Origin of the sequence: Oceanicoccus sp., assembly GCF_029238675.1 — a bacterium.
Classification (GTDB): domain Bacteria; phylum Pseudomonadota; class Gammaproteobacteria; order Pseudomonadales; family Dasaniaceae; genus Oceanicoccus.
Genome location: NZ_JAQWFR010000003.1, coordinates 1 through 22,211 on the forward strand (window position 1 = coordinate 1; position 22,211 = coordinate 22,211).

Consider the following 22,211-nt stretch of genomic DNA (forward strand, 5'->3'; position numbering starts at 1 on the left):
CCTCTGGGTGCGTATCGTGACTCTGGCTACCTGAATTCAGGTCAAAAACCTGAAAATGGAGTGGCTGCTTAATCAATCGTCGATTAAGGCGGGCGCATTATAGGGATAAAGGGGGTTCTGTTCAACCAAATATTGAGTTTGGGGAATAAAAAATGGAGTGGGGTTTTGCGAGGTTCACCGCAGGTTTACTGGGTTTCGGCGACGTTTAAGATAAAGCACAGCATCTAGTGATCAGTTTAAACACTACCACTACATAATGTATCAGCCGCCCCTCGTCATTCCCGCGCAGGCGGGAATCCAGCCTGCATGCTACTGCTGTTATTTCCGCCAACGCGGAAATCTACAGCTCTGGGTTCCCGCCTGCGCGGGAACGACGGGGTGGGGTTATTTGATATGGTTAAGGATACCATCCAGCTCGTTAAGGCTGTTGTATTTCAACACCAACTTCCCCTTGCCTTTGGCGCTATGGTCGATAGTCACCGGAACACCCACCTTTTCAGAGAGCTGATCCTGTAATTTCTGGATATCCGGATCGATAGCCTGCTTCTTTTTGGCCTTGGGCGATTCCAGTTCAGCGAGCCTGGAGCGAACTAAAGACTCAGTCTGGCGAACAGACAACCCTTTACTAACCACCGTATTGGCAGCTGAGGACTGATGTTCAGCAGATAAACCTAGCAAAGCCTTGGCATGACCCATCTCTAAATCACCATGCTCCAGCATCCGCTGAACATCTTCACGCAAGGTCATTAGGCGCAATAAGTTACTAACGGTGGCTCGTGATTTACCGACTGCCTGGGCCACTTCCTGGTGAGTCAGGTCAAATTCTTGCTGTAAACGGGATAGTGCCAAGGCTTCTTCCATCGCATTCAGGTCTTCACGCTGGATATTCTCAATCAGCGCCATCGCAATAGCTGCTTCATCTGGTACTTGGCGAACAACGACTGGAATACTATCCAAACCGGCTAACTGAGTGGCGCGCCAGCGGCGTTCGCCAGCGATAATCTCGTATTTATCGGCACTAATAGGGCGAACAACGATAGGCTGCATAATGCCCTGAGCTTTAATGCTCTCGGCCAGCTCTTCCAAAGCTTCAGGTTGCATATCTCGGCGGGGCTGGTATTTACCGCGCTGGATTAGATCAACGGGCAGTGTGCGTAAGTCGCCATCAGTAGGCGCTGAGGAGATAGGTGCTGCTTGAGTCGGCTCTGCAACCTCTGTGGGTTTGCTATTACCAGCACCACCAAGTAGTGCATCAAGCCCTCGCCCTAAACCGCGTTTTTTAGCCACCATGAAAATTCCAATCGTGTCATCTTTGTTTTTGTTGGCGCCTATCTTACCGCCAAACAGCACGCACGTCATTCCAATACTAATCTGTCATTCCCGCGCAGGCGGGAATAACAGATTAGTCGCTACGACGTAGGATTTCACCCGCGAGTGCCAGATAGGACAGAGCACCTTTGGATTGTTTCTCGTAAGCCATAACAGGCATACCATGGCTGGGAGCCTCAGCAAGACGCACATTGCGTGGAATTACTGTGCGATAGACTTTATCGCCAAAATATTCCGCCAGTTGTTTTGAAACATCATTGGTTAAGCTATTGCGAGGATCGTACATCGTACGCAGCAGGCCTTCGATCTCAAGCTTGGGATTTAATACTTGCTGAATCTGGGAGATCGTTTCTAACAGTGCCGATAAACCTTCCAGCGCGTAGTACTCACACTGCATTGGAATAATCACACCCTGTGCCGCGGTTAATGCATTTACTGTCAGCATATTCAACGAAGGTGGGCAGTCGATCATAATATAATCGTATTCAGCACGCTCAATAGCCAAAGCATCGCGCAAACGAAACTCTTTGCCTTCAATCGCTAACAACTCAACTTCAGCGGCGGTAACATCAGCATTGGAAGGAATCATGTCGTAGCCGCAGTTTTCAGCATGTACGCTGACTTCGGCAATCGGTACATTGTGCACCAGGACATCGTAAAGGCTGCGCTCTACTGCGTTTTTATCTATACCACTGCCCATGGTCGCGTTACCTTGAGGGTCAAGGTCAATTAACAGCACTTTCTTTTTGGTGGCAACAAGAGAAGCAGCCAGATTCACACAGGTGGTGGTTTTACCCACTCCACCTTTTTGGTTGGTGACCGCTATAACTCTTCCCATTCCGTTTAACTCTTTTGTAAGACGATTAAGTGTCGCTGACCTTCATCATTAGGCACAGACAACGTATGACAGGCTTCGACCTTATAGTTTTTCTCTAACTGACTCAACTGTTCCAGTTCATCTTCTGGATAAACACCCTTCATTGCATAGAAGCGCCCCTCTCCATCCAGTAACTGCTGGCTGCCCTGTACCATATCGGCCAAGGTGGCAAAAGCTCGAGATAAAACCCCATCATAAAACTGGCCGCCATGCTCTTCAACGCGGCAGTGATGGATAGTGACATTATCTAGTTGTAGTTCGGTTTTTACTTGAAATAAAAAACGTGTTTTTTTTCCGTTGCTATCCAGCAAGTCAAAAGATCGCTCGGGGAAAATAATCGCCATAATAATACCGGGCAAACCAGCACCAGCACCAACATCAATAAAACGTTCGCCATCAAGATAAGGCGCAATGGTTAAACTATCCAACAAGTGACGATGAACCATTTCCTGCGGATCACGAACAGCCGTAAGGTTATAAGCTTTATTCCATTTTATTAACAGCTGATGATAGGCTAACAAGGTTTCTATAGTTTGCTGGTTAAAGGACATTGATAAAGCATCAATGCCATTTTCCAAACGCTGTTTAAACTGACTATCCAATGGTTATCTTCTCGAATTAAGCGGAGGTGGCAGCGCGCTCTAAAGCACCATGCTTTTTTAAATAAATCAGCAATAGAGAAATCGCTGCAGGAGTAACACCTGGAACACGAGATGCGCGGGCCAAAGTATCAGGTCTGGCATCAGAGAGTTTTTGTTTGACTTCGTTAGAGAGACCTTCAACGCCATGATAATCAAAATCTACTGGCAATAAGGTATTTTCATAACGGCGCAGGCGTTCAATTTCTTCCGACTGACGATCGATATAACCAGAGTATTTTATTTGAATTTCAACCTGCTCAGAAACCTGTGGATTATTGCTCGCCTCACCTTTAATCCCAGCGACATCGCTGTAATTAATATTAGGGCGTTTAATTAAATCCATTAAACTGTATTCACGTGAAATCGGCTGATCCACTAACGCATTAACTTGATCACCCTCCGGTGTCTTTGGTTGTACCCAGGTGGAAGAAAGACGTTGGGTTTCTATTTCAATTCCCTCACGCTTTTCAACAAACTTCTGCCAGCGCTCATCACAGACTAAACCCAATTCACGGCCTTTTTCGGTTAACCGTAAATCGGCGTTATCTTCACGCAGTAATAAACGGTATTCAGCTCGGGAGGTAAACATACGATAAGGCTCCATCGTACCCATGGTGATTAGATCATCTACCATCACACCGATATAGGCTTCATCACGACGTGGACACCAGGCTTCTTTACCTTGTACTTTTAAACCGGCATTTAAACCCGCCAGTAGACCTTGAGCGGCAGCTTCTTCATAGCCGGTAGTCCCATTAATTTGCCCGGCAAAAAATAAGCCTTCAACAAATTTCGTTTCCAGAGAATATTTTAAATCGCGAGGATCAAAATAATCATATTCAATAGCATAACCCGGGCGAGAGATATGCGCGTTTTCAAAACCAACAATAGAACGCACTAATTCGTGCTGCACATCAAACGGTAAACTAGTTGAAATACCGTTAGGATATAATTCATGAGTTTTTAAACCTTCAGGTTCAATAAAAACCTGGTGAGAATCTTTATCGGCAAAGCGATGAATTTTATCTTCGATCGACGGGCAATAACGTGGGCCCACACCTTCAATCACACCGGAGTACATGGGTGAACGATCCAGGTTGTTACGAATAATATCGTGCGTGTTGGAATTGGTATAAGTAATCCAACAACAGGTTTGTTCAGGTTGTTGTTCCTGTGAGCCTAAAAATGACATCACCGGTACAGGCTTATCGCCCCACTGCTCTTCCAGGTTTGAAAAATCAACTGAGCGAGCATCAATCCGTGGTGGAGTACCTGTTTTTAGACGGTCTACATTGAAAGGCATTTCACGTAAACGATCTGCCAAGGCAATCGACGGAGGGTCTCCTGCACGTCCACCACTGTGATTATCCAAACCAATATGAATTTTGCCGCCTAAAAAGGTTCCAGTACATAGCACAACTGAAGGTGCGTGGAACTTTAAACCCATTTGTGTGACAGCACCACAGACTTTTCCATTCTCAACAATCAGGTCATCAACAGCTTGCTGGAATATGCTTAGGTTGGGTTGGTTTTCTAAAATTTCTCGGACAGCGGCTTTGTAAAGCACTCTATCAGCTTGTGCACGGGTTGCTCTAACAGCGGGGCCCTTACGAGCATTTAACGTACGAAACTGGATACCACCAAAATCAGTAGCCGTAGCCATGGCGCCACCCAAGGCATCAATCTCTTTCACCAGATGGCTTTTACCAATCCCACCAATCGCCGGGTTACAAGACATTTGGCCCAGAGTTTCAATGTTGTGACTGAGCAGCAAGGTATTACAGCCCATACGCGCTGCCGCCAGGCAGGCCTCGGTACCGGCATGACCACCGCCGATCACGATCACATCAAATTGTTCCGTATAGTCCACTGCTAAACCCCAGAGATGGCTGAATAAAAAAAGGGCGAGGATTATAGAGTAGGTGAGCTAGAGGTGAAAGTGAATGGTGAAAAAATAATCAGCTAAAAATCCCACTCTGTCATCCCCGCGGAGGCGGGGATCCAGCACTGTAGATTCCCGTCTTCATGGGAATGACAGATTTTTATATTTAAAAGAGGTTTATTTATTAAATATATTATTTATATATATGTATATAGATAGATTGTTTTCTAATATTACTACTATTATTAGGGGGACTGTTTTCTGTGGTTAACCCCTTTAAAACCATACAAATCAATAGGTTATAGTAATGATAACTAGGCTTTAATGCGTTACATTAGCTGTATTCAGGGTATGGATTAGCGGTGTATAAAAGAGCTGCTTATACACAGGCACTGAAATCCCCCTAAAAGCAGCTGTTTTCATGCAGATCAAACTCAGCGCTTATTCACAGCTAATCAACCTGGTCTATCCACAAGCCATTTTTAATCGTTAAGCCAAAGTGGATATGTGGGTAATTTCGTGGATAAGTAAGGTAAAAGTGCTTAGTAAGTTGGTATTAGTCGTTATTAAGCGATCTATTTGCCGATACAGAAGCTGGAGAATATCTCACCCAATAAATCATCAGGAGTAAACTCGCCAGTGATTTCACTAAGGTGGGATTGGCATTGGCGCAGATCTTCAGCTAATAATTCACCGGCTCCATGGGAGTCTAATTGTAGTTTGCCTGCCTGTAGTGATTGAGAAGCTTGCTCTAAGGCATCCAAGTGCCGCCTCCTGGCGGTAAAACCGCCCTCTCCCGCACCACTAAAACCCATAGAGCTTTTTAGGTGCTTGGTTAATAGCTCGATACCCAGGTTAGCTTTAGCAGATAGCTTAATGAGGGTGGGATCACCATTACTAATACCTGTGGGTTGATTAGATAAATCGCATTTATTATGGATAACGGTGATATTTTGCTGGTGAGAAAGCTTTTCCGCTAAATCAGAGCCCAAGTCCTGCGTTAGTTTGGTTGGGTCTGTTTCCTGGCTTTGCGTGCTATCCACCACCAATAACACTTGGTCAGCCTTTTCAATTTCAGCCCAGGCCCTTCGAATACCTTCCTGTTCCACAATATCCGGACTTTCTCTTAAACCAGCGGTATCAATAATATGCAGAGGCATACCATCAATTTGGATATGTTCACGCAGCACATCTCTAGTGGTGCCTTCAATCTCAGTCACAATTGCGCTTTCACGGCCTGATAAGGCATTTAGCAAGCTGGATTTACCAGCGTTGGGTTTGCCGGCAATCACTACTGTCATACCCTCCTGAAGCAATGCACCTTGCTTGGCTTGTTTGAAGACCAAGGCTAACTTTTCAATTATGGCATTTAAATCCGCAGCCACTTTTCCATCCGCCAGAAAATCAATTTCTTCTTCGGGGAAATCAATCGCGGCTTCAACATACATTCTTAAATGAATAACAGCTTCAACCAAGTTGGAAATCTTTTCACTAAACTCACCCTGCAAAGATCGATAAGCATTTCTTGCAGCCTGCTCAGAAGCACTATTAATTAAGTCTGCAATCGCTTCGGCTTGGGTTAAATCAATTTTATTATTTAGAAAAGCGCGCTCGGAAAATTCACCGGGCCTTGCCATTCTGGCACCGAGTTTAATGACTTCTTTTAATAATATATCGAGTAATACGGGGCCGCCATGTGCTTGTAGTTCCAGGACATCTTCGCCGGTAAAGGAGTTGGGGCCGGGGAAAAATAATGCAATACCGTTGTCGAGTTTTACTTGAGTAGAGTCGTTAGCGGTTTCGTAGAAGGCACCATAATGGGCGTAGCGGGGTTTTAAATCTGCACCGGTAATCTGTTGGGAAATGGCTTTAGTGTTAGGACCAGATATGCGGATAATACCTACACCACCACGACCAGGTGCGGTAGCTATGGCTGCGATGGTATCGGTATTTAAGCTGCTATTTTCCATGGTTTATACACTGCTGTCATTCCCGCGGAGGCGGGAATCTACAGTACTGGATCCCCGCCTTCGCGGGAATGACGGATGGTGTAGTTGCTTATTCGTTTTCGATTCGCTTGGTAATAATATATTGCTGAATAATCGACAGTGTGTTGTTTACTACCCAGTACAATACCAGACCTGCCGGGAAGAACAGGAAGAAGAAGGTAAACAAAACTGGCATCCACTGCATCACTTTGGCTTGCATTGGGTCTGGTGGCGGCGGGTTGAGTTTCTGCTGAATAAACATCGACACCCCCATAATCAACGGCAGGATAAAGTAAGGGTCCATTACCGATAGATCCTCAATATATCCAATAAACGGTGCGTGGCGTAATTCAACACTTTCCATCAATACCCAGTACAAAGAAATAAATACCGGCATCTGCACCAGGATTGGTAAACAGCCACCTAAAGGATTAATTTTTTCCTTCTTGTACAGATTCATCATTTCCGCTGATTGTTTCTGGCGATCATCGGCATAGCGCTCACGGATGGCGGTTAGCTTAGGCTGAACCTTTCGCATATTCGCCATCGAGGTATAGGCTTTGGCATTTAACTGGAAGAAGGCTGCTTTGACTAAAACAGTCACCGCAATAATCGCAAAACCCCAGTTACCTAAATAACCATGCAACTTGGTTAGCAACCAGAATAAAGGCTGGGCAATCCACCATAAAATTCCGTAGTCAACGGTAAGTTCTAACCCCGGTGAAATTTCTTCCAAACGATATTGATCTTTAGGGCCTGTATAAAATTGTGAACTAATCTTGCCTGTCTCGCCCGCATTAACGGTAACCTGTGGGCTAGTAAACCGAATAATATTGGCATCGTCTTTAGCTTTTAGCATTGAATAGGTATGAGTTTGGCTGGCATCAGGAATCCATGCACTGGTGAAATAGTGCTGAACCATCGCAACCCAACCCCCTTCTAAATTTTGCTTGGGGAATTGTTTTTCAGCAATATCTTCAAAGCTTACCTTAGAATAAGGCTCATCGGGTAAGTGGATAGCAGCACCCAGATAAGGCGCTAAACCCATACCTGAAGTATCTTGTGCTGGGTCCGGTGTACTATCACGCTTCAACTGGCCAAACATACCGCCGGTCCAGGGTAGGCTACCTTTATTATCAATCAGATACTGAACATCAATTAAATACTCGCCGCGGGTAAAACTAAAACGTTTAGTAATAGTGACTTCATTGCTGGCTTGATAAACCAAATCAACTAATAATCGGTCTTGTCCATCTTCTAAAATATATTCTCTTTGCTGATTTGTGTACTGGGCGCGACCTTTTGAAGTATCGATACCGTTAATACCAATCAAACCACTTTGGGCAATATAGGTACGCAGATTGGATTGCTCTAATAAAGTAAATGGCACATCAGGATTATCTAATTCAGCATAGTGCTTGGGTAAGGCAGCGAAGACGATATCACCCCCTTTTGTATTAATATCAATTTCCAGAGAATCAGTTCTTACTTTGATGCGATCTATATTTTTAACAAAAGCGGTTTCGTTAGAAGGCTCTTCAGGTTCCAGGCTTGGAATATCCGTATTGTTGGTGCTGGTTGCGGTAGCTGTTGGAAAAGCGGATTCAGGAACAGTTGCAGTAGTAGTGTTATTACCACCATTTTGCTGTTGCTGGTAAGCGGCAACAACATCGGTACCTTTTCTTTCGTCTTTAAAATTAACCCACTCTGTGAGTAACATAAAAGATAAGGCGGCGATGGCGCCAATTAATAAATAGCGTTGGAAGTCCATAATTAGTGTGATGTATGCTCGTTGTTGTTATCAGTAGTTTTTTCCGGCACAGGATCAAAGCCGCCGGGATTAAAAGGATGGCAACGTAATAATCGTCTTGTAGTTAAGTAACTACCTTTAATAGCGCCATGGGTTTCTAGTGCTTGAATAGCGTAGCTGGAACAGCTGGGGTGGAAACGACAATGGTTAGCCATTAATGGACTAATCGCATATCGGTAACCTTTAATACAGCCTATAAATATCCGGCGCATGTGTCGCCCATCAAGATAAAAGGAATAGGGAGTGGTTCTGTGACAGTTCTTGCTTCTATATATAGTGTTGCTAATTAGTGTTGCAATTAGTTAGCTTTCTTTTCAGCTTTCAGAGACTTCTCATAAAGCTGTTGCCAAAGCTGATTGAATAACCTGTGTAGAGCTGAGTTATCCAACTGATCTAAACCGCGTCTTGCTAATACTACAGTATCTATACCACCTAACTGGTGCTGTTGTAATCTGAAGCTTTCTCTAAGAATGCGTTTGATTCGATTGCGCTCAGTGGCGTGACGTACATTCTTTTTTGCAATAACTAAACCTAATCGCGGTGTAGTCGTGCCGTTTTTGCGGGCCAGGTATAAAACTTGTTGCTTGGAAACTTTTAACTGGGCGTCATCAAAAACGGCTTTATAAGCAGTTGCATCGAGTAGTCTTAGGGATTTATTAAATGAAAAGTTAAGCATAACCGTTCATTTATCCTTTAGGATAGTGAATGCAAAAACTTATTGATTAAGCAGATAGACGCTTACGACCTTTAGCACGACGACGGTTGATTAATGCACGACCGTTTTTAGTGGCCATACGAGCACGGAAACCGTGGGTGCGTTTGCGCTTAAGTACGCTGGGCTGAAATGTTCTTTTCATGACGTTAATTCCAAACTGATAACAAAAATATGTTTTTCCATCAGGGGGTTAACAACTGTCTAAAAAGACAGAATCAGACCCCCGATATCAAGGACCGCGCATTCTAGAGAATTTGTCCGTTAATATCAATTCGTTTATGCGCTGATTTTACAGTAATTTTAGGCATATAAAGGAAGCAATAAACTCGCTCCTGCCTGAATTGACTTAGGCACAGACTATATACATGATGTTGATAACTTATCCACAGCTCTTATTCATAGTTATCCACAAACTTAAACCCAGTATGGAATATCTTAATAAATTAATGCTGATCTCCTATAAGTCATTGATAATTAGTATCTATTAGGGCTTATATTTTTTTTCATTATTCCTTGTTTTTTTGTGGATAAGTCAAAATTCCAAGAGTACAATGCACAGCTCTCTGGCGAAGTTATCCCATTAATTATTGTTTTATGGTGGTAGCTGTAGCAATGCTAAGCCGGATTAATAGTGTGAGCAAAACGAACAACAGTTAGAAAAATAAGGTTCGATGCTAGTGTTTTTGGATAAACAATTGAAAAACTCATTTTTAACCACCATTTGTGGTTTAACAGCCCTGCTGATTGCGACGCTTTTGGCCAATAATACGCCGGAGTACGCCTTTGTCTGATTCTATGTGGCAACAATGCAATCACCTGCTGCAGGACGAGCTACCCTCCCAGCAATTTAATACCTGGATCCGCCCCTTACAGGCTGAGGTTCATGGGCAACAGATACGACTCTTTGCACCCAATCGTTTTGTTAAAGACTGGGTTAAAAACAAATACCTTAGCCGTATCCTTGAAATCACCTCTGAATTGTCTGGTGACCAGAGTGTGGATGTGAGTCTGGAGATTGGCGACCAACAGCCAGTAACCCGTAGAGACCAGCCAGCGGCTTCCGTCGCCCAGCGTCCGATTAATCCAATGGTCAACCCACCTAACGGCAGTAAAAGCACCATTGTTGATGCCAGGGGTGAAAGTCTCTATTCCGGTAATAATAAGGCCCCAGGTTTTATTAACTCCCCTTCTTCACCGTCCTCCCGCAAGGTTGAAGTTGAAGGGGCGATTCAGCACCAAAGCTTCCTGATTAAAAATTACACCTTTGATACTTTTGTTGAAGGTAAATCCAACCAACTGGCCCGCGCTGCCTCTATGCAGGTTGCCGAGAATGCCGGCGGCGCTTATAACCCGCTATTTCTCTACGGCGGTGTTGGTTTAGGTAAAACCCACTTGATGCATGCAGTGGGTAACTCGATTATGCAGAAAAAGCCGGATGCCAAAGTGGTTTATCTACATTCGGAGCGCTTTGTAGCGGATATGGTTAAAGCGCTACAGCTTAATGCAATTAACGAATTTAAGCGTTACTACCGTTCGGTGGATGCGTTGTTAATTGATGATATCCAGTTTTTTGCCGGTAAAGAGCGCTCCCAGGAGGAGTTCTTCCATACCTTTAATGCCTTGCTTGAAGGTGGTCAGCAGATGATTTTAACCTGTGATCGCTACCCTAAAGAAATTAGCGGTTTGGAAGAAAGGCTTAAGTCTCGCTTTGGTTGGGGTTTAACGGTAGCCGTAGAGCCTCCCGAGCTGGAAACCCGCGTCGCTATATTAATGAAGAAGGCCGAACAGGCTAATATCACCCTGCCTGCCGATGCGGCTTTCTTTATTGCCCAAAGAATTCGTTCTAATGTCCGCGAGCTAGAAGGCGCCTTAAAGCGAGTGATAGCTAGTGCTCACTTCACTGGCCGCCCGGTTGATATCGACCTGATTAGAGAGTCATTAAAAGACTTGCTGGCCCTACAGGATAAGCAGGTCAGCATGGATAATATTCAGCGTACTGTAGCCGAGTATTATAAGATCAAAGTATCCGATATGATGTCCAAGCGTCGTAGCCGTTCTGTAGCTCGCCCCCGTCAGGTGGCAATGGCTTTAGCCAAGGAATTAACCAACCATAGCCTGCCGGAAATTGGCGATAGCTTTGGTGGCCGGGACCATACCACCGTGTTGCATGCTTGTCGCAAAATTAAAGAATTGGAAGAGACGGATGCCGATATCCGCGAAGATTGTAAAAACCTATTACGCTCACTCACTACCTAACTAACCGATAAGGATAGAGATCAACATGAAATTTTTGATTTCCCGTGAAGCCCTGTTAAAACCACTTAACCTGGTTGCCGGTGTGGTGGAACGCCGCCAAACCTTGCCAATCTTATCTAATGTCATGTTGGAATTGGATGGTAACCAGCTTTCGATTACGGGTACGGATCTAGAGGTTGAGTTGGTAGGTCGTGTGACATTGGAGCAGGCTCCGCAAGCCGGTGGAGAGATTACCGTGCCGGCCAGAAAGCTGGCTGATATCTGTAAGTCCCTGCCTGATGGTAGTGATATTGAGTTTATTCAGGACGAGCAGCGAGTTATTGTTAAATCCGGCCGCAGCCGCTTTACCTTATCGACACTGGCCGCCAATGATTTTCCTAATGTAGAAGAAAGCCCAGGCAGCCAGGACTTTACCGTAAAACAGGGCGATTTAAAGCGTCTAATCGATCGCACCAGCTTTGCCATGGCCCAGCAGGATGTTCGTTACTACCTGAATGGTATGTTGTGGGAAGTCTCTGCCGGCCAGCTGCGCGTTGTAGCTACCGATGGTCACCGTTTGGCTTTGTGTACCCTCGCCGCTCCTATAGAAACTCAAGAAAATCAACAAGTTATACTGCCTCGCAAGGGCGTGGTTGAGTTGGCGCGTCTATTAATGAATGAAAATGACGACGTTCGAGTAGTGATTGGTTCCAACCATATCCGCGCCACTACTACGGATTTTACCTTTACCTCTAAATTGGTAGACGGCAAATTCCCTGATTATGACCGAGTATTGCCTAAGAGCAGCACCAAGACGGTATTTGGCTTACGTAATGATTTGCGCCAGGCCTTTTCCCGTACTTCTATTCTCTCTAATGAGAAATACCGTGGTGTACGGCTGATGCTATCGGATGCCAGCCTACAAATTGTAGCTAATAACCCAGAGCAGGAAGAAGCGGAAGAGATCGTTAATGTAGATTACTCCGGTGAGTCGTTGGAAATTGGCTTTAATGTCAGTTACTTACTGGACGTAATGGGTGTGCTAAGCGGTGATACCGTCAAGCTGTCATTATCAGATGCTAACAGTAGCGCCTTGCTTGAGGAGTCCGAAGAAGGGGATTCCATGTATGTTGTTATGCCAATGCGTCTTTAATGGATCGAATTGAATAGCTTAATAGCGTGTTAATTAAAAGACTGGAAGTTACCGGTATACGTAACCTGCGTAGCGCCAGCCTTAACCCGCTTTCCTCTATTAATGTGTTATATGGTGAAAACGGAGCAGGAAAAACCAGTGTATTAGAGTCTATCCACCTACTCTCTTCTGCTCGTTCTTTCCGAAGCCATAAACTAAAACCATTAATAAACAGTGAGATGGATAGTTGTGTCGCCTTTGCTGAGATTGATATACCCGGCGCAGGCTACCAACCGGTAGGAGTTGAGCGGTTTAAATCCCCTTCTACACCGGGTGTGATTAAAATTGCCGGTCAATCGGTTAAATCCGCCGCTGCCCTGGCAGAGAATCTGCCGGTACAGGTGATTAGCTCCGACACCTTTAAGTTGTTGGAGGGTTCGCCATCAGTGAGGCGACAGTTTCTGGATTGGGGTGTGTTCCACGTGGAACACCAGTTCCATCCAGTCTGGAAGAATACGCAGCGTTGTTTAAAACAACGGAATACTTTACTGCGTCATGGTAGAATCGACGACCAGCAATTAGCGGTTTGGACCGACGAGTTTGTTGGCCTGGCAAGGCAGTTGGATAGCTTTAGAGCCCAGTATTTCCAACAGCTGGTACCAGTATTTGAGCAGACACTGGCTCGATTGCTGGGTCTGGAAGGTTTATCTCTCGGTTATTACCGGGGCTGGGATAAAGAGACCGACCTTGCCGAGGTATTGGCAGCCAATGTAATAAGAGAAAAAGAACAGGGCCATACAACCTCTGGACCGCACCGAGCCGACTTAAAGTTACGCTACCAGTCGGCTAGTGCTGCGGATATTTTATCCAGAGGCCAGCAAAAGCTGGTGGTATGTGCCTTAAGAGTGGCTCAGGGGTATTTATTATCTCAGCTAACAGGCCGGTCCTGTGTCTACTTGGTTGATGATCTGCCTGCAGAATTAGATAAAAAGCATCGGCAAGCCCTGTGTGCCCTATTAGAAGAACTTGAATGCCAGGTGTTTGTAACCTGTGTAGATCATAAAGATATAGATGATTGTTGGTCCGGTGAGGCCACAATCAGTATGTTCCACGTGGAACATGGCGTTATTAAGCAACAATAACAACAACATCATAGTAAGCAACTAGCGAACAGGTTTTTTATGAGCGAAGAAGAAAACAGCTACGACTCCTCAAGTATCAAAGTCCTTAAAGGCCTTGATGCCGTGCGTAAGCGCCCGGGCATGTATATCGGCGATACTGATGATGGTACCGGCTTGCACCATATGGTGTTTGAGGTGGTCGATAACTCTATCGATGAGGCCCTGGCGGGTCACTGTTCGATTATTAATGTTGTAATTCATCCGGATGAGTCAGTCAGTGTTTCCGATGATGGTCGTGGGATACCGACAGAGGTCCACGAAGAGGGTATCTCAGCCGCTGAAGTTATTATGACCGTGCTTCATGCCGGCGGTAAATTTGATGATAACTCCTATAAAGTCTCCGGTGGGCTGCATGGTGTGGGCGTTTCCGTAGTAAATGCTTTATCCGAAGAAGTTAAGCTAACGATTCGTCGTGGTGGCAAAATCCACGAGCAAATCTATAACCACGGTGTTCCACAGGCGCCATTGGCTGTTGTGGGTGACTCTGAAACTACCGGTACAGAGGTTCGCTTTAAGCCTTCTGCTGATACCTTTACCAATATTGAATTCCACTTTGACCAACTGGCCAAACGACTCCGCGAGTTAGCCTTCCTTAACTCCGGGATTCATATCTCCTTAAAAGATGAGCGTAGCGGCAAGCAAGAAGACTATGCCTATGACGGCGGTTTAAGTGAGTTTGTGGCTTACCTGAACCAAAACAAGACTACGATCAATAAGTTATTCCACTTTAATGTGATGGGTGAAGGTGGTGTAGGGGTAGAAGTGGCGCTGCAATGGAACGATAGTTTCCAGGAAAGCATCCACTGTTATACCAATAATATCCCACAACGTGATGGCGGCACACACTTAGCGGGATTTCGGGCCTCATTAACTCGTAGTTTGAATGGTTATATAGAGCGCGAAGGTTTTGCCAAGAAAGACAAAGTCTCCACCAGCGGTGATGATGCCCGTGAAGGTCTGACTGCCGTTATCTCGGTTAAAGTCCCAGATCCCAAGTTCTCATCTCAAACCAAAGACAAATTAGTCTCCTCAGAAGTGAAAACCGTCGTGGAACAAGCGATGAATCAGTCTTTTGGTGACTATTTGATGGAAAACCCCGGTGAAGCCAAGCTGGTTGTCACCAAAATGATGGATGCAGCCCGCGCCCGTGAAGCGGCCCGTAAAGCTCGTGAAATGACACGCCGTAAAGGCGCGCTGGATATTGCTGGTTTACCAGGAAAACTGGCGGATTGTCAGGAGAAAGACCCTGCACTAAGTGAGGTTTATTTGGTGGAAGGGGACTCGGCGGGTGGATCTGCAAAGCAGGGCCGCGATCGTCGTACTCAAGCGATTCTTCCGCTAAAAGGTAAAATCCTAAACGTAGAAAAAGCGCGTTTCGATAAAATGCTGTCTTCGGTTGAAGTCGGCACCATTGTTACTGCTTTAGGTTGTGGTATTGGTAAATCAGAATTTGATCCCGATAAGCTGCGTTACCACAGCATCATCATCATGACCGATGCGGATGTGGATGGTTCTCACATCAGAACCTTGCTTCTAACGTTTTTCTTTAGGCAGATGCCAGAACTCATCGAGCGCGGCCATGTCTTTATCGCCCAGCCACCTTTATACAAAATTGGCAAAGGCAAACAGCATCAGTATCTAAAAGATGAAGAGGGTAAGGACCAGTACCTGACACAAAGCGCGATGGAAAATGCTTCTTTGCATACCAGCCCCGACGCGCCAGGTATTGTTGGCACAGCGCTGGAAGATTTGGTTAAACAATACCGCAGCGTATTAAATACGATTGCTCGCCTTTCCCGTTTATATCCAGAAACGGCAATGCAGGACATGATTTATCTGCCTGAGTTAACCGTGGAACAATTGCGCGATCAATCCGCCGTTCAACAGTGGGCTGATCAACTGCAAGAAAAACTGGGCGAAGGTTCAAACAGCCAGTCTTACCTCGTTAATGTTAAAGAAGATACCGAACGCCATAACTTCTTGCCTCGTATTATTTCAACGGCTCATGGTGTTGATACCGAGTTTGTCTTTAACCAGGATTTCTTTTCTTCCAATGATTACAAAGCGATTGTTGCCATGGGTGCCAAGCTAATTGGTTTCCTTGAAGAGGGAGCTTATATTCAGCGCGGCGAGAAAACCGAAGAGATTAGTGATTTTAGCCAGGCCATTGATTGGTTAATGATACAGGCTGAAAAAGGTTTAAATATTCAGCGCTATAAAGGTTTGGGTGAAATGAATCCTGAGCAGCTATGGGAAACCACCATGGACCCTGAAGAGCGTAGAATGCTTCGGGTAACGATTGAAGATGCTATTGCAGCGGATCAGATATTTACGACGTTGATGGGCGACCAGGTTGAGCCCCGTCGAGAATTTATTGAAGAGAATGCGTTGAAGGTTGCTAATTTGGATGTGTAGTTAATGTCCTTTGTAGTAATGAAGGTAAGCTGAATGTTGAACCCCAAAAAATTAAAAATACTGGAGGGCAACTTTCTTATGCAATACCCGCTGGGCTTTGCAGACCCGGAGATGGTTAAGATTGGCAAGAAGCATAATGTAGGCAAATTAACGGAACAGTCGAAAGAGTTTTTTAGCAAACAGGCTCGCTCCAATGTCCATGTCACTGCAGAAAATATGATTAAGGTCGTTAGCCGCTCCTCTATCCCCTCCTACTATAAACCCACTACAGCCACCATGAAGCTATCTACTGATGCATAGCTAAGAATTTGTCATTGCTGTGTTGAATCCATAGGGTGCTCCGTGGCGTAGCAATGGCTACGCGCAATTGTTTTAATAAAGAGGTCGCAATGAGATTTCGCAAACTTGGAAACACCGATATAGATGTCAGTTTAATTTGCCTGGGCACAATGACCTGGGGCGAGCAAAACACCCCGCAAGAAGCTGCAGAACAGTTGGACTATGCCCTTGACCAGGGGGTTAATTTTATTGATGTTGCAGAGCTTTATCCGGTACCTCCTAAACCTGAGACCCAGGGTCGGTCAGAAGAGTATATCGGCCGCTGGCTGACTAAAACGGGTAAGCGCGAGCAAGTCATATTGGCCACCAAAGTCACCGGTCGCGGTGATGCTAATCCCGGTACTTCCCATATCCGTGGCGGCCCGCGTTTAAACCGCGAACAAATTCACCAGGCCATTAATGATTCATTAACCCGTTTACAAACAGACTACGTTGACCTCTACCAGGTTCATTGGCCTGAGCGTAAAACGAACTTCTTTGGTGAGCTGGGCTATAAGCCCGGCGGCGATGATGGCGTGAGCATTGAAGAAACTTTATCTGCATTAGGTGAGCTGGTTGACCAGGGTAAAGTGCGCCACATCGGTATCTCTAACGAAACCCCTTGGGGCGTGATGGAGTATTTGCGTTTAGCCAAAGAAAAAAACCTGCCTCGTCCGGTTAGTATTCAAAATCCCTATAATTTTCTATGCCGTACTTTTGATATTGGTTTAGCCGAAATCACCATGCGAGAAAAAGTGAGCCTACTAGCCTATTCCCCGTTGGCCTTTGGTGTCTTAAGCGGTAAATATATCAACGGTAAAAAACCGGTGGGTTCACGCATGGAGTTATTCCAACGCTTTACTCGCTACGGTAATGAATATGCAGAAGCCGCTACGGAGGCCTATGTTGAGCTGGCTAAAAATCACGGCCTTGAAGCTGATCAAATGGCACTGGCCTTTGTGAATGACCGCGAATTTATGACCAGTAATATTATTGGTGCTACCACCATAGAACAGCTAAAAAGAAATATTGCCAGTGTTGATATAACACTCAATGAAGAGGTACTGGAGGAAATAGAAGCAATACATCACAAGTACCGCATACCTTCCCCTTAAGCGACTTCATTTTCTGGCAAGGTCAATATCCCAGCTTGAATTTGACCAGACTGGCCGCTACACACCATAGCACAACCATCAGGGGCGAGCGTTTCCATACCGTGAGCATGGCAAAACCAATGACGGCTATTAGCAGGTCGGCTATAGAAGTAATGCCGGCGGTAAAGATGGGGTCGTATAGCGCCGCCGCTAAAATACCAACAACAGCAGCATTTAGACCGGCGATAGCATTGACCGCTTTGGGGTTGTGGGCAATGGCCTGCCACAGGGGCAGTGCGGCGGTCACCAGCAGAAAGCCGGGTAAAAATATAAACAGCAAAGCCGTGGCGGCGATGAGCAAAGGGCTTTGGTCCACTGGGATGATTGTGCCCAGGTAAGCAGCAAAGGCAAACATCGGGCCGGGTATCGCCTGCGACGCACCGTAACCGGCAAGAAAATGTTCCGGGCTAACCCAGCCGCTGGTGACTACCGATTGTTCCAATAGTGGTAGCACCACGTGACCGCCACCAAAGACCAAAGCACCCGCCTGGAAAAAAGTCCGGGCAACGTTAGCAATGCCATTATCGCCACTAATCATCGGCAAGCCCAATAACAACAGGGTAAACAGAGTCAATAATACTAACGCCAGCGACTTGCTGTAGCCAAGCTGCAACGGTGCCTCGGTATTAGAAACGGCTTCACGGCATAACACCATCCCCGCTACAGCGCCGGCAGCAACGACCAGCAATTGTGACCATGCGGAAGACAATAACAGCAGGGCTCCGATAGCAAACAGCGCTATAGCTCGACGCTGAAAATCAGGACATAACTTTTTCGACATCCCTAGCACTGCATCAGCTACCACGGCACAAGCCACAAGTTTTAAGCCATGAATGGCCGCTGCACCGATTCCGCCAGACAGCGCAGGCAACAGCGAAGCAAAGACAATTAGTAATAGCGCTGAAGGTAATGTAAAGGCCAGAAAAGCGGCAATCGCCCCGCCCCATCCCGCCCTTAACAGGCCGATGGCAAAACCCAATTGGCTACTGGCGGGCCCGGGTAGAAATTGGCAGATGGCCAGTAGTTGGGTGAATTGACTCTCGGTAAGCCACTGGCGTTGTTCCAGCAAAGCTTTACGAAAATAGCCGATATGAGCCACTGGGCCACCAAAGGAGGTTAGCCCCAGTTTTAAAAAGGTTTTAAAAACCTCAAAAATGCTGCCCTGTTGATCAGACATGCTTTAAACCTGGAACAGGCGATCAGGGTTGATTAATCGTATAGCGAAGCAATTCCACCACCTGCTCGGGCGTTGTTGCCCAGGCTTGTGCGGCGGCGTCCACTTCTTTTAGGGGGTGAATAATATCGTCATTATGTAGGGTAATATAAGGCTTACCCAGGGCAGCACAATAGCCAGCATCAAAGGCGGCATTCCACTGTTTATACTTTTCACCAAAACGAATAATGGCTATATCACACTGTTCGATAAAGGTTTTTGTTCGGATAGCGTTGACCTTGGCGGATTGATGGTCGCGCCAGAAATTATTATCCTGCTGCCCTAATACATCCCCTGCTGCATCGCTGGCTTCATGGTTGGTCACCGCAGAGCTAAAGCTGACAGGAAGATTGGCGGCTTCACAGCCTTGAATAATTTGCTGTCTCCAGTCGGTATGTATTTCGCCAGAGAGGTATATGTTCCATTCCATCATGATTGACCTTTGTAAAAAGAAACTAGTGAGTTACAGATTATTCTCTGCAGCGTATACGGTATTAAAGTATAGCGCTCCCCGTTTAATTAGAACCGTGACTTTGGCGCCGGGTTTGCAATCTTTTAGGCTGGCAATAATAAAGGCGCCGCTTTTATCTTCAATCGTGGCATGAAATAGCGAGGTGGTATTGGCGCCGCTGAGTTGCGCACATTGATAAACCGTCCCTTCTCCGGTTTTTAATATCTCACCACTATGGCTGAATGAAAGCAGAGCAAAGCCACACAAAAGCAAGAGGGTGGTGGCAAATAATAAGGCTATTGTATTGGGCACGATAATCGACTAAAACGGAATATCGTCATCAAAGTTATCGATAGCAGCTGACTGATCAAAACTGGCAGGAGGTGGCGATTGATCATAGGCCCCCATTTCCGCTCCTGTGGTTGCTCCTTCTATACGCCAGGCCTGCAAACTGGTAAAGCATTTTTCCGGGCCGCCATTGCCAGACCATAGACGACCGGAGAAATTAAAGTGGGCGGTAATTTCATCGCCGATATTATAGTTATCCATTAAGGCGCATTTATCCTTAATCAACTCCATCGCGATATAGTTGGGGTAGCGTTCGTTCTCCCCTTCGCCAGTCAGTTTGACCACAAATTCCCGTTTGGTAAAACCATTTTGGCCGTATTCCGTGGTTTGGCCAATGGAGTGTATCTGTCCCTGAAGTTCAAAGCTTTTTGACATGGTGTTACCTTTTTCCTACGACTTGTTGAATGGTGGTAGACCATTATACATTGAGTCCGGGCTTAAGCCACCGCTTCAGATACGGCTATCCAGCCCTGTGCCTTGCTTGAGCAACTTAATAGATCTTTTATAACTCGATACCTGTTGCCTCGACAAACGCCAGCCATTTTTTTTCGACGTTTTGACCTTCTTTACCGGATAAATAGGACAAACTATGGCTGCGATTTTCTTTTTTAATAATATGATCAATTGCTTCAGTTGTTTGATGCATGTTCAGAAGGGCAAAAATCTCTGCCGCCGCTGCTAAATGTTTGGTGATTTGCGGGCGCTCATTTGCTTCATTGGTGCGATCTAAGGCGTCTCTTAATGCCAATGTGTAGCTGGTGAGTTTGTCTAGAATATGTTTCATACTTATTTAAGCTTAACACCTCAAGAAGGGGTGTCGGTTACGGCGTCCCATATGTTTGATTTGTTAAGTGATTTTCTGGCGAACAAGCTATAACTACTAGCTTTGCGTCCACCTAATGTTTCAGTATTAACAACTTCTTCGTGTGTTACCTGCATTGAATTAACTAAATTCCGTAGCTCATTCGGACTACTGTGAAGCATTGGAACACCAACTTCTGAGGTAAATTCTTTACTTGATTCTGCGCAGAACTCAACCATGTGCAATAATCCATTGGGCTTTAATATACGGAAAATTTCGTTGAACTGGGCAACCCTTATTTCCAGAGATGTTATGCAAGTAAACACAGCACATACTACTACAACATCGAAACTATTATCATGAATAGAAAGCGTATTTCCAGAGACGAGAGAAAGCTCCAAGTATGGATACTGTATATTTCCTCGTTCAATCATTTTTGCTGAGGAGTCAACGCCGGCGATATTTTTATAACCGTTATCCCATAGTTGTTTGATGATGCAGCCATAGCCGCAACCGAAATCTAATATTCTGCTCTCACTAGAAACTTTGTTGCTAAATCGGTGAAGATCAATCTCTAGATTGAAATTCACTCCTTTGGCTACATTATTCCATTCGTCTTGGTACATACTTATTCACTTAACGTCGTGCACAACGGCGCGAGTTTACGAGCGTCCGGCGCCCGCAGGGCGCGAATTGGTACACCTTGTTAAGCATTTACTGGCACCCTTCTTTAAAGGTTTTTACACTCTCAGGAATCACTTCCCAAGCAGCCTTAGAACCCACGTAAATATGATAGCCTATTTCAATTTCTGGGCTTTCATTGAGACAGCCCAATGTGATTCCATGCAACTCACCATTGTAGGTACCACACAAAGTAGAACCGCATCTACTACAAAACTGTAAGCCAAAACCAGCCTCTGATTCGTAGCTAGTGAGTTTTTCTGAGCCCTGCAACCAATTGAATTCGTTTGGCTCTACCAGAGCATATGCAGATGCTTGCGAGCTGAAAGCTTTGCGGCAGCGGGAACAATGACAGGACCTAGCATCTTTTAGATTCCCAATAATCTGATATTTGATACTACCGCAGAAACACTCACCTGTAATTGGCACGAAATCTCCTTGATGCTTGACGCCTAAGGCATTGGCGAAGTGCGTAGCACTTTGTCCAATGCCTTGACTTGTTATATTTCTTTGCTCTTGTGTGCCACTTCATGTGCATGTTTCTCCCAATGTTGGCCATCAAAGTTCGTTATGTTGACGGACATTGGCTTAGTGTCTAGGCAGTTTACATTAATATCAATTCCGTCTGGGTTTGAGCGCGGAGTATAAAAAGGCTTCATGCCGCACGTTTTACAGAACGTATGTTTTGCGATGCCTGTATTAAATTTATAGGTAGTTATTGAGTTCATACCGGAGAGAAGCCTAAATTTACTAAGCGGTACTATCAAGTGCAGGAAGCCAGATTTAGAGCATACAGAACAATTACAATAATCTGCTTCAATAACCTCTGGGGCATCTACTTCAAAAGTAATCTCTCTACAGTGGCAGCTTCCTTTATATATCACCGTACTCTCCTAGAAATATAACGCTTCAGTAAGCGGCGGCCGGCACGGCCGTCCGGCGCCGCAGGCGCGAACTTGACTGACTTGTTATGTGGCTTATTCCAATTTTCACAAAAATTGATCCAGTGTTTGATTAATCGCTATAGGTATCGATAGAG

23 protein-coding genes are annotated in these 22,211 nt (G+C 45.4%); 6 read left to right on the forward strand and 17 right to left on the reverse strand.

Annotation, left to right across the window (positions count from 1 at the left end; genetic code table 11):
* Positions 1 to 384: 384 nt before the first annotated feature.
* The 9 genes from P8H32_RS01555 to rpmH form a co-directional block, all read right to left on the reverse strand.
* On the reverse strand, positions 385 to 1,287 hold the full coding sequence (locus P8H32_RS01555) for a ParB/RepB/Spo0J family partition protein (protein ID WP_297292749.1): 903 nt from the start codon (positions 1,285 to 1,287) through the stop codon (positions 385 to 387).
* Positions 1,288 to 1,402: 115 nt separating this feature from the next.
* Positions 1,403 to 2,167 carry a ParA family protein gene (locus P8H32_RS01560; RefSeq protein ID WP_297292747.1) on the reverse strand — a complete coding sequence of 255 codons (765 nt, stop codon included), beginning with the start codon at positions 2,165 to 2,167 and terminating at the stop codon, positions 1,403 to 1,405.
* 5 nt (positions 2,168 to 2,172) lie between these two features.
* The gene (gene rsmG, locus P8H32_RS01565) at positions 2,173 to 2,757 is read right to left on the reverse strand and encodes a 16S rRNA (guanine(527)-N(7))-methyltransferase RsmG (RefSeq protein ID WP_301088299.1); all 585 of its coding nucleotides are present in this window, start codon (positions 2,755 to 2,757) and stop codon (positions 2,173 to 2,175) included.
* Between the two features lie 67 nt (positions 2,758 to 2,824).
* Positions 2,825 to 4,717: a tRNA uridine-5-carboxymethylaminomethyl(34) synthesis enzyme MnmG gene (gene mnmG / locus P8H32_RS01570; protein ID WP_301088286.1), complete on the reverse strand. Its 1,893-nt coding sequence runs from the start codon at positions 4,715 to 4,717 to the stop codon at positions 2,825 to 2,827.
* 587 nt (positions 4,718 to 5,304) lie between these two features.
* Positions 5,305 to 6,699 (reverse strand): tRNA uridine-5-carboxymethylaminomethyl(34) synthesis GTPase MnmE, encoded by a 1,395-nt coding sequence (gene mnmE / locus P8H32_RS01575; RefSeq protein WP_301088287.1) that lies wholly within the window; start codon positions 6,697 to 6,699, stop codon positions 5,305 to 5,307.
* An 88-nt stretch (positions 6,700 to 6,787) separates the two neighbouring features.
* Positions 6,788 to 8,488, reverse strand: coding sequence for a membrane protein insertase YidC (yidC, locus tag P8H32_RS01580; protein ID WP_297293041.1), 1,701 nt, complete (start codon positions 8,486 to 8,488; stop codon positions 6,788 to 6,790).
* A gap of 2 nt (positions 8,489 to 8,490) precedes the next feature.
* Entirely contained in the window at positions 8,491 to 8,739 is a 249-nt protein-coding gene (yidD, locus tag P8H32_RS01585) for a membrane protein insertion efficiency factor YidD (protein ID WP_301088288.1), read from the reverse strand.
* An 86-nt stretch (positions 8,740 to 8,825) separates the two neighbouring features.
* Entirely contained in the window at positions 8,826 to 9,203 is a 378-nt protein-coding gene (gene rnpA / locus P8H32_RS01590; RefSeq protein ID WP_301088289.1) for a ribonuclease P protein component, read from the reverse strand.
* Between the two features lie 46 nt (positions 9,204 to 9,249).
* Positions 9,250 to 9,384 (reverse strand): 50S ribosomal protein L34, encoded by a 135-nt coding sequence (gene rpmH / locus P8H32_RS01595; protein WP_085758126.1) that lies wholly within the window; start codon positions 9,382 to 9,384, stop codon positions 9,250 to 9,252.
* Positions 9,385 to 10,025: 641 nt separating this feature from the next.
* Here rpmH and dnaA point away from each other — a divergent pair.
* The 6 genes from dnaA to P8H32_RS01625 all read left to right on the forward strand — a co-directional run bounded on the left by dnaA (position 10,026) and on the right by P8H32_RS01625 (position 17,638).
* The gene (gene dnaA, locus P8H32_RS01600; protein ID WP_366058088.1) at positions 10,026 to 11,498 is read left to right on the forward strand and encodes a chromosomal replication initiator protein DnaA; all 1,473 of its coding nucleotides are present in this window, start codon (positions 10,026 to 10,028) and stop codon (positions 11,496 to 11,498) included.
* Positions 11,499 to 11,523: 25 nt separating this feature from the next.
* Positions 11,524 to 12,630 (forward strand): DNA polymerase III subunit beta, encoded by a 1,107-nt coding sequence (gene dnaN, locus P8H32_RS01605; protein WP_297293044.1) that lies wholly within the window; start codon positions 11,524 to 11,526, stop codon positions 12,628 to 12,630.
* A gap of 26 nt (positions 12,631 to 12,656) precedes the next feature.
* Positions 12,657 to 13,751 (forward strand): DNA replication/repair protein RecF, encoded by a 1,095-nt coding sequence (gene recF, locus P8H32_RS01610; RefSeq protein ID WP_301088290.1) that lies wholly within the window; start codon positions 12,657 to 12,659, stop codon positions 13,749 to 13,751.
* 39 nt (positions 13,752 to 13,790) lie between these two features.
* Positions 13,791 to 16,205, forward strand: coding sequence for a DNA topoisomerase (ATP-hydrolyzing) subunit B (gene gyrB / locus P8H32_RS01615; RefSeq protein WP_301088291.1), 2,415 nt, complete (start codon positions 13,791 to 13,793; stop codon positions 16,203 to 16,205).
* Positions 16,206 to 16,238: 33 nt separating this feature from the next.
* Positions 16,239 to 16,505, forward strand: a complete 267-nt coding sequence (locus tag P8H32_RS01620) for a hypothetical protein (protein WP_301088292.1) — start codon at positions 16,239 to 16,241, stop codon at positions 16,503 to 16,505.
* Between the two features lie 89 nt (positions 16,506 to 16,594).
* Complete coding sequence (locus P8H32_RS01625; RefSeq protein WP_301088293.1) at positions 16,595 to 17,638, forward strand: NADP(H)-dependent aldo-keto reductase; 1,044 nt, start codon at positions 16,595 to 16,597, stop codon at positions 17,636 to 17,638.
* 22 nt (positions 17,639 to 17,660) lie between these two features.
* Here the strand turns inward: P8H32_RS01625 and chrA are convergent, their stop codons facing one another.
* The 8 genes from chrA to P8H32_RS01665 form a co-directional block, all read right to left on the reverse strand.
* Complete coding sequence (gene chrA, locus P8H32_RS01630) at positions 17,661 to 18,854, reverse strand: chromate efflux transporter (RefSeq protein WP_301088294.1); 1,194 nt, start codon at positions 18,852 to 18,854, stop codon at positions 17,661 to 17,663.
* A gap of 22 nt (positions 18,855 to 18,876) precedes the next feature.
* The gene (locus P8H32_RS01635) at positions 18,877 to 19,323 is read right to left on the reverse strand and encodes a YtoQ family protein (RefSeq protein ID WP_297293493.1); all 447 of its coding nucleotides are present in this window, start codon (positions 19,321 to 19,323) and stop codon (positions 18,877 to 18,879) included.
* A 30-nt stretch (positions 19,324 to 19,353) separates the two neighbouring features.
* Positions 19,354 to 19,653, reverse strand: a complete 300-nt coding sequence (locus P8H32_RS01640; RefSeq protein WP_297293495.1) for a hypothetical protein — start codon at positions 19,651 to 19,653, stop codon at positions 19,354 to 19,356.
* Between the two features lie 9 nt (positions 19,654 to 19,662).
* Positions 19,663 to 20,064, reverse strand: coding sequence for a DUF3127 domain-containing protein (locus P8H32_RS01645; RefSeq protein WP_297293497.1), 402 nt, complete (start codon positions 20,062 to 20,064; stop codon positions 19,663 to 19,665).
* A 127-nt stretch (positions 20,065 to 20,191) separates the two neighbouring features.
* A complete protein-coding gene (locus P8H32_RS01650) occupies positions 20,192 to 20,473 on the reverse strand; it encodes a hypothetical protein (protein ID WP_301088295.1) in 282 nt (93 codons plus the stop codon).
* Between the two features lie 20 nt (positions 20,474 to 20,493).
* The gene (locus tag P8H32_RS01655; protein WP_301088296.1) at positions 20,494 to 21,117 is read right to left on the reverse strand and encodes a class I SAM-dependent methyltransferase; all 624 of its coding nucleotides are present in this window, start codon (positions 21,115 to 21,117) and stop codon (positions 20,494 to 20,496) included.
* A gap of 88 nt (positions 21,118 to 21,205) precedes the next feature.
* The gene (locus P8H32_RS01660) at positions 21,206 to 21,601 is read right to left on the reverse strand and encodes a GFA family protein (RefSeq protein WP_301088297.1); all 396 of its coding nucleotides are present in this window, start codon (positions 21,599 to 21,601) and stop codon (positions 21,206 to 21,208) included.
* A 71-nt stretch (positions 21,602 to 21,672) separates the two neighbouring features.
* On the reverse strand, positions 21,673 to 22,056 hold the full coding sequence (locus P8H32_RS01665; RefSeq protein WP_301088298.1) for a GFA family protein: 384 nt from the start codon (positions 22,054 to 22,056) through the stop codon (positions 21,673 to 21,675).
* Between the last annotated feature and the right edge of the window lie 155 nt (positions 22,057 to 22,211).

Bases quoted from the DNA above. Each gene is read 5' to 3' on its own strand.
- P8H32_RS01560 (WP_297292747.1), bottom strand. From the start codon at position 2,167: ATGGGAAGAGTTATAGCGGTCACCAACCAAAAAGGTGGAGTGGGTAAA.
- rsmG (WP_301088299.1), bottom strand. From the start codon at position 2,757: ATGTCCTTTAACCAGCAAACTATAGAAACCTTGTTAGCCTATCATCAG.
- mnmE (WP_301088287.1), bottom strand. From the start codon at position 6,699: ATGGAAAATAGCAGCTTAAATACCGATACCATCGCAGCCATAGCTACC.
- yidC (WP_297293041.1), bottom strand. From the start codon at position 8,488: ATGGACTTCCAACGCTATTTATTAATTGGCGCCATCGCCGCCTTATCT.
- yidD (WP_301088288.1), bottom strand. From the start codon at position 8,739: ATGCGCCGGATATTTATAGGCTGTATTAAAGGTTACCGATATGCGATT.
- rnpA (WP_301088289.1), bottom strand. From the start codon at position 9,203: ATGCTTAACTTTTCATTTAATAAATCCCTAAGACTACTCGATGCAACT.
- rpmH (WP_085758126.1), bottom strand. From the start codon at position 9,384: ATGAAAAGAACATTTCAGCCCAGCGTACTTAAGCGCAAACGCACCCAC.
- dnaN (WP_297293044.1), top strand. From the start codon at position 11,524: ATGAAATTTTTGATTTCCCGTGAAGCCCTGTTAAAACCACTTAACCTG.
- gyrB (WP_301088291.1), top strand. From the start codon at position 13,791: ATGAGCGAAGAAGAAAACAGCTACGACTCCTCAAGTATCAAAGTCCTT.
- P8H32_RS01620 (WP_301088292.1), top strand. From the start codon at position 16,239: ATGTTGAACCCCAAAAAATTAAAAATACTGGAGGGCAACTTTCTTATG.
- P8H32_RS01625 (WP_301088293.1), top strand. From the start codon at position 16,595: ATGAGATTTCGCAAACTTGGAAACACCGATATAGATGTCAGTTTAATT.
- chrA (WP_301088294.1), bottom strand. From the start codon at position 18,854: ATGTCTGATCAACAGGGCAGCATTTTTGAGGTTTTTAAAACCTTTTTA.
- P8H32_RS01635 (WP_297293493.1), bottom strand. From the start codon at position 19,323: ATGATGGAATGGAACATATACCTCTCTGGCGAAATACATACCGACTGG.
- P8H32_RS01645 (WP_297293497.1), bottom strand. From the start codon at position 20,064: ATGTCAAAAAGCTTTGAACTTCAGGGACAGATACACTCCATTGGCCAA.
- P8H32_RS01650 (WP_301088295.1), bottom strand. From the start codon at position 20,473: ATGAAACATATTCTAGACAAACTCACCAGCTACACATTGGCATTAAGA.
- P8H32_RS01655 (WP_301088296.1), bottom strand. From the start codon at position 21,117: ATGTACCAAGACGAATGGAATAATGTAGCCAAAGGAGTGAATTTCAAT.